This window comes from Bradyrhizobium genosp. P, assembly GCF_049949265.1.
Lineage (GTDB): Bacteria > Pseudomonadota > Alphaproteobacteria > Rhizobiales > Xanthobacteraceae > Bradyrhizobium.
This window is the reverse complement of record NZ_CP188195.1, coordinates 443,697-459,166: the sequence shown is the minus strand read 5'-3', so window position 1 is coordinate 459,166 and position 15,470 is coordinate 443,697. Positions and strand designations below refer to the sequence as shown.

Sequence of the window (15,470 nt, the reverse complement as noted above, 5' to 3'; positions counted from 1 at the left end):
ATGGAAGGTCCTGTAGCTAAACTCTGTGACAGTTAGATCAGCATGATCTTTTCGAAAAACCGGTTCCCACTTTTTCGGATCATGCCTTAGCGACCGCCCGACACGTCGAGGATCGCGCTGGTGACATAGGAAGCCTCGTCCGAGATCAACCAGACGATGGCGTTGGCGATTTCGTCGGCAGTGCCGACGCGCTTCATCGGCACCATATGGGCAAGCCGATGCGCACGATCCGGCTCACCGCCTGCGGCATGAATATCAGTGTCGATCAGACCGGGGCGAATGCCGGCGACGCGGATACCTTCACCCGCGACTTCATGGCCAAGGCCTACCGTGAAGGAATCGATCGCGCCTTTGGAGGCGGCATAGTCCACATAGGTGTTCGGCGCGCCGAGGCGGGCCGCGACCGAAGACAGATTGACGATCACGCCGCCGTTGCCCCCGTGCCTGGTCGACATGCGCTTCACTGCCTCGCGTGCGCACAAAATGCTGCCAGTGACATTGACCGCCATCATTTGCTGGATTCGCTCGGCCGACATCTCGTCGACACGCACACCGCTCTTGCCGACAATGCCGGCGTTATTAACGAGAGCACCGAGCGTTCCGAAAGCGTCGGCGGCCTTGAACAGCGCCAGGATGTCCTGCTCGCTGCCGACGTCGCATTTCACCGCGATCGCCTTGCCGTTCTTCGCTTCGATGGTGGCAACGACTTCGTTGGCGGCCGCCCGGTTGGAGGCATAGCCGACGACGACACGATATCCGCGCGCCGCGGCGGCAAGCGCGGCGGCACGGCCGATACCGCGACTGCCGCCGGTGATGACAACGACCTTATCCGTCACATTGATCCCCAAGCGTGTGCGCTCAATCGATCGTGACGCTCGAACGGATCGAGCGTCACGTGCGTCATGACCTCAGAGATCCAGCACCAGCCGGGCCGGATCTTCCAGGCTCTCCTTGACGCGGACCAGGAAGGTGACCGCTTCCTTGCCGTCGATCACGCGATGATCATAGGACAGCGCCAGATACATCATCGGGCGGGCCTCGATCTTGCCGCCGACCACCATCGGGCGCTCCTGGATCTTGTGCATGCCGAGGATGCCGGCCTGCGGCGCGTTGAGGATCGGCGTCGACATCAGCGAGCCGTAGATGCCGCCATTGGTGATGGTGAAGGTGCCGCCCTGCATCTCGTCGATCTTGAGCTGACCGTCGCGGGCGCGGCGGCCGAAATCGGCGATCGACTTCTCGATCTCTGCGATCGACTTGTGATCGCAATCACGAACCACCGGAACGACCAGACCACGGTCGGTGCCGACCGCAACCCCGATGTGATAGTAGTTCTTGTAGATCAGGTCGGTGCCGTCGATCTCGGCGTTGACGGCGGGAATGTCCTTCAACCCCTGCACGACGGCCTTGGTGAAGAAGCCCATGAAGCCGAGCTTCGAGCCGTGCTTCTTCTCGAACACCTCCTTGTACATCGCGCGAAGCTTCATCACCTCGGTCATGTCGACCTCGTTGAAGGTCGTCAGCATCGCGGCGGTGTTTTGTACGTCCTTGAGGCGGCGCGCGATGGTCTGGCGCAGCCGCGTCATCTTGACGCGCTCTTCGCGCGCGGCATCGTCGGCCGGCGACGGCGCTCGAACCTGCACTGCGGCGGCCGGCTGATTGACCGGGGTCGGCGCCGAGGCCGCCTTCTCGATCGCGGCCAGCATGTCGCCCTTGGTCACGCGGCCGTCCTTGCCTGAGCCGGGAACGGTCGAAGCATCGACGCCGCTTTCGGCGGAGAGTCGGCGAACCGAGGGCGCCAGCGGCGCATCGGCCGGCGCGGCCTTCGGCGCAGGAGCAGCAGCGGGCGGCGGCGCGGCGGGAGCTGCAGCTTTCGCCGGTGCCGCAGCAGCGGCCGGCTTGGCGCCGGCTGCACCTTCATTGATCTGACCGAGCAGTGCGCCGACAGCGACCGTTTCGCCATCCTTGGCAATGATCTCCCCGAGCGTGCCGGCGGTGGGCGCCGGAACCTCGATTGTGACCTTGTCGGTCTCGAGCTCCACCAAGGGCTCGTCCACCGCGACGGCATCACCGGCCTTCTTGAACCAGCGGCCGATGGTGGCCTCGGTCACGGATTCGCCGAGCGTTGGAACGCGAATTTCAGTCATGGTGTTTTCCTCAGATCAACCCTGCGGTCATAAAACTTTTGCGGCCATCGTCTGCCAAAGCGGACGATCCAGTATTCCGTGACGACAGCGATGGGGCTGGATGACGCGGGATACTGGATGCCCCGCTTTCGCGGGGCATAGGGAAGTGAAGGTTTCTAGTTAAGCGCTTCGTCCAGGAACGCCTTGAGCTGCGCCAAATGCTTCGACATCAGGCCGGTCGCGGTCGCGGCCGATGCCGGACGACCGGCGTAGCGCGGACGCTTGTTCGGCGCATTGATCTGGTTCAGCACCCATTCGAGATAGGGCTCGATGAAGTGCCACGAACCCATATTGCGCGGCTCTTCCTGGCACCAGACCACCTCGGCGCCCTTGAAGCGCCCGAGTTCCTGCACCAGCGCCTTCAACGGCACCGGATAGAGTTGCTCGATACGCAGCAGATAGATGTCGTCGCTGCCGCGCTTCTCGCGCTCTTCATAGAGATCGTAATAGACCTTGCCGGAGCACAGCACGACGCGACGAATCTTGTCGTCCGGCTGCAGCTTGATCTTCTCGTCCGGCAGCATCTGCGCGTCATCGTACAGGATGCGGTGGAAGGTCGCGTTCTTGCCGAGTTCTTCGAGCCGCGACACGGCGCGCTTGTGACGCAACAGCGACTTCGGCGTCATCAGGATCAACGGCTTGCGGATTTCGCGATGCAGCTGGCGCCGCAGCACGTGGAAGTAGTTCGCCGGTGTGGTCGGATAGACCACCTGCATGTTGTCCTCGGCGCACATCTGCAAGTAACGCTCGAGCCGCGCCGAGGAATGCTCCGGCCCCTGGCCTTCATAACCATGCGGCAGCAGGCAGACGAGGCCGGACATGCGCAGCCATTTGCGTTCGCCCGAAGAGATGAACTGGTCGAACAGCACCTGCGCGCCGTTGGCGAAGTCGCCGAACTGCGCTTCCCACATCGTGAGCGCACTCGGTTCGGCCAGCGAATAGCCGTACTCGAAGCCGAGCACCGCTTCTTCCGACAACAGCGAGTTGATGACCTCGTAATGGCCCTGGTCGCCGCCGAGATGGTTGTACGGCGTGTAGCGACTTTCGTCTTCCTGGTCGATCAGCACCGAATGGCGCTGCGAGAAGGTACCCCGTTCGGAGTCCTGGCCGGACAGGCGGACGTGACGGCCTTCCTCCAGCAGCGAGCAGAATGCCAGCGCCTCGCCGGTCGCCCAGTCGATACCAACGCCGGTGTCGATCGCCTTGGCGCGATTGTCGAGGAAACGCTGGATGGTTTTGTGGACACGGAAACCGTCCGGCACTTTGGTGATCTTGCGGCCGATGTCCTTCAGCACAGGAATATCAACACCGGTGACGCCGCGCCGGGCGTCTTCTTCCTGGTCGGCGATCTTGAAGCCGGACCATTTGCCGTCGAGCCAGTCTGCCTTGTTCGGCTTGTAGCCGGTCCCCGCCTCGAACTCGGCATCGAGCCGCGAGCGCCAGTCGGCCTTGGCTTTCTCGACCTCGCCTTCGGTCATCACGCCTTCGGCGATCAGCCGCTTCGCATAAATCTCCAGCGTCGTCGGATGCGATCCGATCTTCTTGTACATCACCGGCTGGGTAAACGCCGGTTCGTCGCCCTCATTGTGGCCGTGGCGACGATAGCAGAACATGTCGATGACGACCGGCTTGTGGAATTTCTGCCGGAACTCGATCGCGACCTTGGCCGCGAACACCACGGCTTCCGGATCGTCGCCATTCACATGGAAGATCGGCGCGTCGATCATCTTCGCCACGTCGGACGGATATGGCGAGGAGCGCGAGTAGCGCGGATAGGTGGTGAAGCCGATCTGGTTGTTGACGATGAAGTGCAGCGAACCGCCGGTGCGGTAGCCCTTCAGGTCGGACAGGCTGAAGCATTCGGCAACCACGCCCTGGCCCGCGAACGCCGCGTCGCCGTGCATCAAGAGCGGCAGCACCGAGATGCGCTGATCCGGCGGATCGCCGTGCTGATCCTGCTTGGCGCGCACCTTGCCGAGCACAACGGGATCGACGATTTCGAGATGCGACGGGTTCGCGGTCAGTGACAGATGGATCTTGTTGCCGTCGAACTCGCGATCCGAAGAGACGCCGAGGTGATACTTGACGTCGCCGGAGCCTTCCACCGCATCGGGGTTGGCCGAGCCGCCCTTGAACTCGTGGAACAGGGCGCGGTGCGGCTTGCCCAACACCTGGGTCAGCACGTTGAGGCGGCCGCGATGCGGCATGCCGACCACGATCTCCTTCACACCGAGATTGCCGCCGCGCTTGATGATCTGCTCGAGCGCCGGGATCAACGATTCGGCGCCGTCGAGGCCGAAGCGCTTGGTGCCGGTGAATTTGACATCGCAGAACTTCTCGAAACCTTCCGCCTCGATCAGCTTGTTGAGGATCGCGCGGCGTCCCTCGCGGGTGAAGCTGATTTCCTTGTCGGGTCCCTCGATGCGCTCCTGAATCCAGGCCTTCTGCGCGGCGTTCGAGATGTGCATGAATTCGACGCCGAGCGTCTGGCAGTAGGTGCGTTCGCAGATCTGGACGATCTCGCGCAGCGTGCCGTATTCGAGGCCGAGCACGTGATCGAGGAAGATCTTGCGATCGAAATCGGCTTCAGTGAAACCGTACGAGCGCGGATCGAGTTCCTCGCGGTCACGCGGCGCCTCGATGCCGAGGGGATCGAGCTTGGCGTGGAAATGGCCGCGCATGCGGTAGGCGCGGATCAACATCAGGGCGCGGACGGAGTCACGGGTCGCTTGATGGACCTCGGCGGCGGAGAGTTCGGGGCCCTTGGCCTGAGCCTTGGCGGCTATCTTGGTGCCGACGGCCTTCTCGACCTGAGCCCAGTTGCCGTCGAGCGCCGAGGTCAGATCGTCGCGCGGCGTGACCGGCCAGTTGTGGCGCCCCCAGGAGGCACCCTCGGCGTTCTTCTGGACGTCGGCGGGGGGGTCCTTCAGGCTCTTGAAGAACTCCTGCCATTCGCCGTCGACCGAGGCGGGGTCCTGTTCGTAGCGGGCGTAGAGGTCGTCGATATAGGCCGCGTTGGTGCCCTGCAAAAACGATGAGAGAGCAAAAGCGGCGTTCGCATCCTGGCGAGACATGGGGCAGTCCTGGTGATTTTTCGGTTCGCGCGTGGAATACAGCGCAAGTGCCGGTCTGGAAGAGCGCCGGCTGGATAGAAGTCCTTTAGCCTATTTAGGACCGATATTCCTGTCTAAAAGAACCAAGAAATGAATATATTTTCAAAACTTATTGAACCACCAGCCGGTGGCGAAATCGACGAAAGAACACGCTTCCGAGACTGAAAGTGCCCGGAAGCGCTCGATACCCCTCTGACCAACCGTCGCGACGGACGGCTACTTCAGCATCTCGGCCAGCGTGTGCCCGAGCCGCGCGGGCGACGGGGACACCTTGATGCCGGCCGCTTCCATCGCCGCGGTCTTGGAACCCGCATCGCCTTTACCGCCGGAGATGATTGCGCCCGCGTGGCCCATGCGGCGGCCGGGAGGAGCGGTGACGCCGGCGATGAAGCCAACCATGGGCTTCTTGCGGCCACGCTTGGCCTCGTCCTTGAGGAACTGGGCAGCGTCTTCCTCGGCGGAGCCGCCGATCTCGCCGATCATGACGATCGACTTGGTCTTCTCGTCGGCCAGGAACATCTCCAGCACGTCGATGAACTCGGTGCCCTTGACCGGGTCGCCGCCGATGCCGACCGCGGTGGTCTGGCCGAGGCCCTCCTGGGTGGTCTGGAACACCGCCTCATAGGTCAGGGTGCCGGAGCGGGAGACGATGCCGACCGAGCCGGGCTTGAAGATGTTGGCCGGCATGATGCCGATCTTGCACTCGCCGGCGGTCATGACGCCCGGGCAATTCGGCCCGATCAGCCGCGACTTCGATCCCGACAACGAGCGCTTCACCCGCACCATGTCGAGCACCGGAATGCCCTCGGTGATGCAGACGATCAGCGGGATCTCCGCATCGATCGCCTCGCAGATCGCGTCTGCCGCGCCCGGCGGCGGCACGTAGACGACACTCGCATCGGCGCCGGTATTCTCGCGCGCCTCGGCAACGGTGTCGAACACCGGCAGGTTGAGATGCGTCTGGCCGCCTTTGCCCGGCGCGACGCCGCCGACCATCTTGGTGCCGTAGGCGATCGCCGCTTCCGAATGGAAAGTGCCGTTCTTGCCGGTAAAGCCCTGGCAGATGACCTTGGTGTTCTTGTCGATCAGAATGGACATGTTCGTGATGCTTTCGCGAGACGAGGGATTTCAGTGAATGCGCCGGTACACGCCGGTGAGCACGTCGGCCCACCCTTCCGCGTCAGGCGAGAACTGGATCTTCATGTTGTAGGTGTTGTCATCGACGACCTCGTAGACATGGCGCGCGTTGCCGCGCAGCGAGCCACGCACCAGGATCAGCGACTTGTTGATCCAGCCGCCGGAAGCCGGCGACGGCGGGTAGTAGCCGAGCGAGTCGTGCCAGAACAATCGGTAGGCCCGATCGTCGCGGTCGTAGGTGAAGACGCCGTGGGTGGCAAAGCTCTCCTTGCCGTCGCGCGTCTGTGCGCTGTCCTGGATCAGATAGAAGCCGTTGAGCGCGATCCGTGCGACGACCTTCGACGTGGCGGGACCGCCCGCGGTCCAGCGCGACGGGAAGACCATCTCGTCGCCGCTCCACTCGCCGGCGAAGACCGCGAGCTTGCGGTGTTCTTCCAGCGGTGTCGGAGCGTCGAGATGATCGGCCATCGCTAGCCTCCCTTGACGGCTTTCACGATCTTCTGTGCGGCGTCATCGAGATTGTCGGCGGGCAGCACGTTGAGGCCGCTTTCGCGGATGATCTTCTTGCCCTGCTCGACGTTGGTGCCTTCAAGGCGCACGACCAGCGGCACCTTGAGACCGACCTGCTTCACCGCGGCGACCACGCCCTCGGCGATCACGTCGCACTTCATGATGCCGCCGAAGATGTTGACCAGGATGCCCTTCACGTTGGGATCGGCAGTGATGATCTTGAAGGCGGCCGCGACCTTCTCCACACTGGCGCCGCCGCCGACGTCGAGGAAGTTGGCCGGCTCCATGCCGTAGAGCTTGATGATATCCATCGTCGCCATGGCGAGGCCGGCGCCATTGACCATGCAACCGATGGTGCCGTCGAGCGTGACGTAGTTGAGATCGTATTTCGACGCCTCGATCTCCTTGGCGTCTTCCTCGGTCTCGTCGCGCAGCGCCACCACGTCGGGATGGCGGTAGAGCGCGTTGCTGTCGAATGACACCTTGGCGTCGAGCACGCGGAGCGCACCCTGCTTGGTCACGACCAGCGGATTGATTTCCAGCATCGCCATGTCCTTGGCGACGAAGGCCGCATAGAGCTGACCGGTCAGCTTCTCGGCCTGCTTGGCCAGATCGCCGGTGAGATGGAGCGCGTTTGCCACCGTACGGCCGTGGTGAGGCATGATGCCGGTCGCGGGATCGACCGAGAAGGAGATGATCTTCTCGGGCGTCGCGTGCGCGACCTCCTCGATGTTGACGCCGCCCTCGGTCGAGACCACGAACGAGACTTCGGAGGTTTCGCGGTTGACCAGGATCGAGAGATAAAACTCCTTGTCGATGTCGGAGCCATCCTCGATGTAGAGGCGGTTGACCTGCTTGCCGTGCGGACCGGTCTGCACGGTGACCAGGGTCGCGCCGAGCATCTGCTTGGCGAACTCGTCGACTTCAGCGACCGACTTGGCGATGCGGACACCGCCCTTGTCGCCGGCGGAGGCTTCCTTGAACTTGCCCTTGCCGCGGCCGCCGGCATGGATCTGGCTCTTCACCACCCAGATCGGACCGGGAAGCTGCTTGGCGGCCGCATCGGCGTCCTCCGGCTTGAGCACCGGCACGCCGCGCGAGATCGGCACGCCGAATTCATGCAGCAGCGCCTTGGCCTGGTATTCGTGGATATTCATGGAAAGACGCTCCCAAACCCTCGTGCGGCGAACTTCGGTGAAGTTACGTCAGCCTTGAGGCTGGCATACCATATACCAAGACGGACGCAATCACATAATCCAGCGGAATTTAATCATCTCGCGCCCGGTAGGCGATTGGACACGCCTATCGAGCTATTGCCAAGACGGATTACAATACAGATTACTTGCCGAGCAGGTCAGGCGCGATCTTCTTGCAAGCGTCGACCAGGCCCTGCACCGAAGCAACCGACTTGTCGAAGGCTTCGCGATCCTTGCCGGCCAGCTCGATTTCGACAATGCGCTCGATGCCCTTGGAGCCGATCACGGTGGGGACGCCGACATACATGTCCTTCACGCCGTATTCGCCGTTGAGATAGGCGGCACAGGGCAGCACGCGCTTCTTGTCCTTCAGATAGCTCTCGGCCATCGCGATCGCGGAGGCCGCCGGCGCGTAGAAGGCGGAGCCGGTCTTGAGCAGGTTGACGATCTCGGCACCGCCATTGCGGGTGCGGTCGACGATCTCGTCGATGCGGGTCTGCGAGGTCCAGCCCATCTTGACGAGGTCGGGCAGCGGGATGCCGGCGACGGTGGAGTAGCGGGTCAGCGGCACCATGGTGTCGCCATGGCCGCCGAGCACGAAGGCGGTCACGTCCTCGACCGAGACGTTGAATTCATCGGCAAGGAAATAGCGGAAGCGCGCGGAGTCGAGCACGCCGGCCATGCCGACCACCTTCTTGTGCGGCAGGCCCGAGGCCTTCTGCAGCGCCCACACCATCGCGTCCAGCGGGTTGGTGATGCAGATGACGAAAGCGTCAGGGGCGTATTTCTTGATGCCGGCGCCGACCTGCTCCATGACCTTGAGATTGATGCTCAGGAGATCGTCGCGGCTCATGCCGGGCTTGCGCGGCACGCCTGCGGTCACGATGCAAACCTTGGCGCCGTCGAGCGCTTCATAGGAATTGGCGCCGACCAGATTGGAGTCGAAGCCGTCGACCGGCGACGACTGCGCGATGTCGAGCGCTTTGCCCTGCGGTACGCCTTCGGCGATATCGAACAGCACGACATCTCCGAGTTCCTTGAGGCCGACGAGGTGCGCCAGCGTTCCGCCGATCTGTCCGGAGCCAATCAGAGCAATCTTGTCGCGTGCCATGGGAAATCAGTCCTTTGAACTGGTAGCGGGAGGGAGAGAAGTCGGTTGCTTGGGTGGTTATCCCTTTCGAATGATACGTTCAAGTCGCGGCCTGCCCAATTGTCGGCCCTGCCCCGAATTCGATCAGGCATGCCAGCAACGTCCTCCCCCAGCACACGAAAAATTGCTCCGGAAGGTGGCGCGGAGGCTACGTTCAGGTTTCGACCAAACCACTCGACGAGCCGCTGGCCGCCGAGTCTTTCCGGCCATGCGGCAGCGCCAGGTAGGACTCCGAACTCATTTCGATCAGGCGCGATGACGTTCGCTTGAACTCCATCTCCTCGTTGCCGTCGGTCGCAAGGTACAGCGACACCGGATCGGCTTCGGCCGAGGCCATCAACTTCACGCCGTTGTCATAGAGCGTGTCGATCAGTGAAATGAAGCGCTTCGCAGCGTTGCGCTCGGCATAGTCCATCACCGGAATGTGGTCGACCAGGATGGTGTGGTAGTCGTGCGCCAGCCGCAGATAGTCGGACGCGGCCAGCGGCTTCTCGCAAATCTCCGCAAAGCTGAAGCGCGCGACGCCGTGCGACGAGCACGGCACGTGCAGCACTCGCCCCTTGATCGCGATATCGCGCGGCTGGCACGGCGCGTTGCCGGTCATCTTGCGCCAGGCCGCATCGATCGCGGCATCGGCCACGGCATCGGCCGGCACCAGCCACATCTTCACGCCGAAGAGTTTTTCCAGCCGAAAGTCGGTGCGCGCATCAAGCCGCAGCACGTCCATATGGTCCGAGATCTGCGCGATGAACGGCAGGAACAGCGCGCGATTGAGGCCGCCCTTGTAGAGATCATCCGGTGCTACGTTCGAGGTCGCAACCACGACGGTACCGAGATCGAACAGCTTGGTAAACAACCGCCCGAGGATCATCGCATCCGCGATGTCGGTGACGTGGAATTCGTCGAAGCAGAGCAGCCAGGCCTCGTCGAAGATCGCCTGCGCGGTAAGCGCCATCACGTCGCCGTCCGCGATCTCGCCGCGCGCGATCTGCTGGCGATACCCGTAGATGCGCTCATGCGCTTCGGCCATGAACTCGTGGAAATGGGCGCGGCGCTTGTGCTCGACCGTGCTCTGCTGGAAGAACAGGTCCATCAGCATGGTCTTGCCGCGGCCGACCTCGCCATGGACGTAAAGCCCGCGCGGCGGCTTGTCGTCCTTGTCTCCGCTGAACAGCCGACCGAGCAGGCCCTGCTTGCGGTGAGGCTTGTAGCTCGCAAGCCGCTCCTCGAGCGCGCCAAAGGCCTCCGCGGCCTGCGCCTGCGCCGGATCGGCCTCGATCGCGCCGGAGGCGATGAGGGCCTTGTAGTGCTCAAGGAAGGAATCGGGCGAGGTGGAAAGCATGGGCCCACCTTACGGCCCTAGCGCGCGGAAAATTGCAAGCCGAGAATTTTGCCGACGGCTATGCAAGAGCACGCCCTTGCATGCCACACCAGCCCGGCCCGGCCGGGCGAGCACGAACGTTCGAGCCTGTCTTACGCGCCGAGCGCGTAGGAATCCTCGACCACGTAGGGGCCGCCGCCGGTCGAGGCCCGCGACGAGAACAGCACGAAGCGCGAGGCCATGAAGGTGCGGCTCGGGAAATAGCCGCGCACCGACAGATAATCCGCGACGTCCTGGCTCGAGGCATCGTGCAGCCGCGCCAGCGTCACATGCGGCGTGAACTTGCGCCCCTCGGGATCAAGCCCGATCCGCTGCATCAACCGCTCGAGCTCCGCTTGCAGTTCGATCAGCGGCCGGCTCGGCTCGACGGCGGCAACCACCGCGCGCGGCTTGCGTCCGCCGAAGCTCGACAGGCCACGTAGTTTGACCTCGAACGGCTTGCGGTTCACCCGAAACAGCATCGACGCGATCTCGTTGGCGTAGAGGCCATCGATATCGCCGATGAAGCGCAGAGTGACGTGATAATTTTCGGGATCGATCCAACGTGCGCCGGGAAGGCCTCCACGCAAGTTGGAGAGGGTCTGGCCGATCTCGGCCGGGATTTCCAGTCCAGTGAACAGACGCGGCATCGCTACAATCCTCGATGCGGTGGCGCGAGTTTTGGGAGCCCGCGCCCTGTTACAACCCGGTGACGAATCACCGATGTCTCTTTTGTACCCGAGTTATGTGACTCTGCGAAGCATGACGCGTTAAGAGCTCGTAAACCTACGGACATGTCGTCGTGCGCTGCCTGCTTTTCAACTGCGTTGCCCTGATAATGCGCCGAGAAATGCCTGCACCGTGGGCAGCATGTTCTTCACGACGATATCCACACCCTCGGCGGTCGGATGCATCCCGTCGGCCTGATTGAGCTTGGTGTCGGCCGCGACGCCGTCGAGGAAGAACGGATAGAGCGGCACGCCGAGAGACTTCGACAGATCCGGATAGATCGCGTTGAACTTGGCCGCATAGTCGCTGCCGTAATTCGGTGGCGCGAGCATGCCGCACAGAAGCACGGCGATCTTGCGCGCCTTCAACTTTGTGATGATGTCGGAGAGCGCCGCGCGGGTGACTGCTGGATCGGTGCCGCGCAGCGCATCGTTGGCGCCAAGCTCGACAATCACGGCGTCGGTTCCATCGGGCACCGACCAGTCAAGCCGGTCGCGGCCGCCCGAGGAAGTGTCGCCGGACACGCCGGCGTTGGTCATGTCGACCTTTATCCCATTGGCTTCCAAGGCCTTTTGCAGGCGGACCGGGAACGCCGCCGCGGCCGGCAGGCCGTAGCCCGCGCTCAAGGAGTCGCCCAGAACCACCATTTTGATCGGTTTCGTGATGCCTGCGGCTTGCGCCTGCGCTGGCGTGCCGGTCGCCGTCATCAAGCCCATAAGCGACACGAGTATGTGCACGAAGATTCCCAACCGGGCCTCGACCGCAGCAGCGGAAGTGCCATATGACCGAACCATGGACAGTCTCATCGAACCCTCTTCACTGACCGGCATAGAGCCGGACACCATTTCCGTCAGGAACGTCAATCTCTCTCTCGGTACCGGAGCGGCACGGGTTCATATCCTCAAAGATATCAGCCTTCGTGTGGCGGCGGGCGAGGCGATCGGCCTGATCGGCCCATCCGGCTCGGGCAAGTCGACCTTGCTGATGGTGATGGCGGGGCTGGAACGTCCTGACAGCGGAGAGGTGGTTGTCAACGGCACGTCGTTCAATGCCCTCGACGAAGATGCGCTGGCGCGCTTCCGTGGCCGCCAGGTCGGCATCGTCTTCCAGTCGTTCCATCTGATCCCAACCATGACGGCGCTGGAGAACGTCGCGGTGCCGCTCGAGCTTGCAGGCTCGTCGGACGCGGCGAGCCGCGCCGCGCAGGAGCTGCAATCGGTCGGCCTCGGCGAACGGCTGCATCACTATCCGACGCAGCTCTCCGGCGGCGAGCAGCAGCGCGTGGCGCTCGCGCGCGCTCTGGCGCCCGCTCCCGCGATCCTCGTTGCCGACGAACCGACCGGCAATCTCGATGAGGCAACCGGCAAGCAGATCGTCGATCTACTCTTCACCAAGCACGCCGAGCGCGGCATGACGCTGGTGCTGGTGACGCATGATACCTCGCTCGCGCAACGCTGCGACCGCGTGGTGCGGCTGCGCTCCGGCCGCATCGACGGACATTCCGCGACATGAGCATAGCGTCCGAAGTCGCGGTCCAGGGTCGCGCGTCGTCGCTTGCCTTCCATTACGCGCTGCGCGAGTTGCGCGGCGGCCTGCGCGGATTCTACGTCTTCATCGCCTGCATTGCGCTCGGCGTCCTGGCGATCGCCGGTGTCGGCTCGGTCGCTGCGAGCCTCGGCGACGGCCTGTCGCGTGAGGGCCGCACGCTGCTCGGTGGCGACGCCGCATTCTCGCTGATCCAGCGTGAGGCCAAGCCGGACGAGGTGGCGTTCCTGCGCACACGCGGCGAGGTCTCGGTCGCGGCGACGCTTCGCGCCATGGCCCGCAGCAGCGACGGCAAGCTGGCGCTGGTCGAGCTCAAGGCGGTCGACTGCGTATATCCGATGCTCGGCGAGCTGACGCTGGAGCCGAACATGCCGCTCGCCGATCTCCTCGCCGAGCGCGACGGTGTCTATGGCGCGGCAGCCGATTCGACTTTGCTGGCGCGGCTCGACCTGAAGCTCGGCGACCGCGTCACGATAGGCAGCGCGACGTACCAGATCCGCAGCGTGGTGGTGGCCGAACCGGACAAGCTCGCCGGCGGCGTCGGCCTCGGCCCGCGCTTTCTGGTCAGCGAAGCCAGCTTGCGCGCCACCAATCTGCTGCAGCCCGGCAGCCTGGTGCGCTGGATCTACCGGGTGAAGTTGCCTGATGGCGCCAACGACGACCGCGCCACCACCGCGCTGATCGACGGCGCGCGGAACGCGGCCCCGGAAGCCGGCTGGGAGGTCCGCAGCCGCAGCAACGCCTCGCCGCAGCTCGAGCGCTCCATCAGCCGTTTCACGCAGTTCCTGACCTTGGTTGGTCTCGCCGCGCTGCTGGTTGGCGGCGTCGGGGTCGCCAACGCCGTGAAGAGCCATATCGACCGCCGCCGCGACGTCATTGCCTCCTTCAAGGCGCTCGGCGCCACCGGCCGCGACGTCTTCACGATCTATCTCACCCAGGTGGTGCTGCTGGCCGGGATCGGCTCGGTAATCGGACTTGCGCTCGGCGCGGCGCTGCCCTTCGTCATCGTCGGCCTGTTCGGCAAGTTGTTGCCACTGCCGGTGGTGCCGGCGGTGCATCCCGACGAACTCGCGCTCTCGTTCATCTACGGTCAACTCACCGCGCTCGCCTTCGGGCTGTGGCCGCTTGGCCGGGTCCACGACGTGCCGGTGGCGGCGCTGTTCCGCGAGACCGTGACCAGCGAATGGCATCGCCCACGCTGGAGCTATCTCGCGTTGATGGCGGTGGTGATCGCGCTGCTGATCGCAGTCGCGATCGGGCTCGCCTACGACAAGCGGGTCGCCTCCGTATTCGTCGTCTCCTCGATTGCGGTATTTCTGGTGTTGCGCGCAGTTGCCGCGATCCTGATGGCCGTCGCTCGACGGCTGCCACGCAGCCGCATCACCATGCTGCGGCTTGCGATCACCAACATCTACCGGCCGGGCGCCCTGACGCCCTCGGTCGTGCTGTCGCTGGGTCTCGGCCTCACGGTGCTCGTCACCATCACCCAGATCGACGGCAATCTGCGCCGCCAGTTCCTGGCAGCGCTGCCCGAGCGGGCGCCGTCGTTCTTCTTCATCGACATTCCCTCCACCGAGGCCGACCGCTTCGGCGCGTTCCTGAAGCAGGTGTCACCCGATTCCACCGTCGAGGACGTCCCGATGCTGCGCGGGCGCATCGTCGCTGCCCGCGGCGTCAAGGCCGATCAGCTCAAGCCGACGGTCGATTCGGAATGGGTGCTGCAGAGCGACCGAGGCCTGACCTACACCGGAGAGGTCCCCAAGGGCTCGAAGGTCGTCGAGGGCGAATGGTGGGGACCCGGCTACAGCGGGCCGCCACTGGTCTCGATGGAGAAGAAGATCGCCGACGGCCTGGGCTTGAAGATCGGCGACGAGATCGTCGTTAATGTGCTCGGCCGCGACATCCCGGGGAAGATCGCCAATCTGCGTAACATCGACTGGCAGGGGATGGGCATCAACTTCGTGCTGGTGTTCTCGCCGAATGCCTTCAAGGGCGCGCCGCACAGCCATGTCGCGACCCTGACCGAGGCCCACCCGGGTTCCACTGACGATGCCCGGATCATCAGACAGGTCGCCGACGCCTTCCCGATGGTGACGAGCGTGCGGGTTCGCGAGGCGCTGGAGACCATCGGCAGCGTCGTCAGCAACCTCGTGCTGGCGATCCGCGGCGCCAGCGCCGTGACGCTGATCTCGGCCATCCTGGTGCTGGGCGGCGCGCTCGCCGCCGGCCACCGCCACCGCGTCTACGACGCCGTGATCCTCAAGACGCTCGGCGCCACGCGGGCGCGGCTGCTCGGCGCCTACGCGCTGGAGTATCTAATGATCGGCTTTGCAACCGCTGTGTTCGGGGTCATTGCCGGCTCGATCGCTGCCTGGCTGATCGTAACCCGGCTGATGACGCTGAGTTTCATCTGGCAGGCCGGCAGCGCCGCATTGGTGGTGGTCGCTGCGCTGGTCGTCACTGTCGGACTGGGATTGGCCGGAACATTGCTTGCGCTGAACCAGAAGCCAGCCTCGGTGCTGCGGAATTTGTGACAATTTGTAA

Annotated in this window: 12 protein-coding genes; 2 read left to right on the top strand and 10 right to left on the bottom strand. The window is 63.9% G+C overall.

Features of this window, described 5'->3' with window-relative positions; genetic code table 11:
• Positions 1–86 precede the first annotated feature (86 nt).
• From ACP2YO_RS02345 to ACP2YO_RS02300, 10 genes are all read right to left on the bottom strand, one after another.
• The gene (locus ACP2YO_RS02345; RefSeq protein ID WP_426438690.1) at positions 87–836 is read right to left on the bottom strand and encodes an SDR family oxidoreductase; all 750 of its coding nucleotides are present in this window, start codon (positions 834–836) and stop codon (positions 87–89) included.
• A gap of 72 nt (positions 837–908) precedes the next feature.
• Positions 909–2,147 (bottom strand): 2-oxoglutarate dehydrogenase complex dihydrolipoyllysine-residue succinyltransferase, encoded by a 1,239-nt coding sequence (gene odhB, locus ACP2YO_RS02340; RefSeq protein ID WP_426438688.1) that lies wholly within the window; start codon positions 2,145–2,147, stop codon positions 909–911.
• A 155-nt stretch (positions 2,148–2,302) separates the two neighbouring features.
• Positions 2,303–5,260, bottom strand: a complete 2,958-nt coding sequence (locus tag ACP2YO_RS02335) for a 2-oxoglutarate dehydrogenase E1 component (RefSeq protein WP_426438686.1) — start codon at positions 5,258–5,260, stop codon at positions 2,303–2,305.
• Between the two features lie 255 nt (positions 5,261–5,515).
• Positions 5,516–6,397, bottom strand: coding sequence for a succinate--CoA ligase subunit alpha (gene sucD / locus ACP2YO_RS02330; RefSeq protein WP_426438684.1), 882 nt, complete (start codon positions 6,395–6,397; stop codon positions 5,516–5,518).
• A gap of 30 nt (positions 6,398–6,427) precedes the next feature.
• Positions 6,428–6,904 carry a DUF1579 family protein gene (locus ACP2YO_RS02325; RefSeq protein WP_426438682.1) on the bottom strand — a complete coding sequence of 159 codons (477 nt, stop codon included), beginning with the start codon at positions 6,902–6,904 and terminating at the stop codon, positions 6,428–6,430.
• A 2-nt stretch (positions 6,905–6,906) separates the two neighbouring features.
• Positions 6,907–8,103 (bottom strand): ADP-forming succinate--CoA ligase subunit beta, encoded by a 1,197-nt coding sequence (gene sucC / locus ACP2YO_RS02320; protein WP_426438680.1) that lies wholly within the window; start codon positions 8,101–8,103, stop codon positions 6,907–6,909.
• A 181-nt stretch (positions 8,104–8,284) separates the two neighbouring features.
• Complete coding sequence (gene mdh, locus ACP2YO_RS02315) at positions 8,285–9,253, bottom strand: malate dehydrogenase (RefSeq protein WP_426438678.1); 969 nt, start codon at positions 9,251–9,253, stop codon at positions 8,285–8,287.
• Positions 9,254–9,446: 193 nt separating this feature from the next.
• Positions 9,447–10,634, bottom strand: a complete 1,188-nt coding sequence (gene zapE, locus ACP2YO_RS02310; RefSeq protein ID WP_426438676.1) for a cell division protein ZapE — start codon at positions 10,632–10,634, stop codon at positions 9,447–9,449.
• Positions 10,635–10,765: 131 nt separating this feature from the next.
• Complete coding sequence (thpR, locus tag ACP2YO_RS02305) at positions 10,766–11,302, bottom strand: RNA 2',3'-cyclic phosphodiesterase (RefSeq protein WP_426438674.1); 537 nt, start codon at positions 11,300–11,302, stop codon at positions 10,766–10,768.
• Between the two features lie 168 nt (positions 11,303–11,470).
• A complete protein-coding gene (locus tag ACP2YO_RS02300) occupies positions 11,471–12,118 on the bottom strand; it encodes an arylesterase (protein WP_426443520.1) in 648 nt (215 codons plus the stop codon).
• 55 nt (positions 12,119–12,173) lie between these two features.
• Between ACP2YO_RS02300 and ACP2YO_RS02295 the strand changes: the two genes are divergently transcribed.
• Together ACP2YO_RS02295 and ACP2YO_RS02290 are read left to right on the top strand one after the other, a co-directional pair.
• The gene (locus ACP2YO_RS02295; RefSeq protein WP_426438671.1) at positions 12,174–12,893 is read left to right on the top strand and encodes an ABC transporter ATP-binding protein; all 720 of its coding nucleotides are present in this window, start codon (positions 12,174–12,176) and stop codon (positions 12,891–12,893) included.
• Positions 12,890–15,460, top strand: a complete 2,571-nt coding sequence (locus ACP2YO_RS02290) for an ABC transporter permease (RefSeq protein ID WP_426438669.1) — start codon at positions 12,890–12,892, stop codon at positions 15,458–15,460. Before ACP2YO_RS02295 ends, ACP2YO_RS02290 begins: the two co-directional genes overlap by 4 nt.
• Positions 15,461–15,470 lie beyond the last annotated feature (10 nt).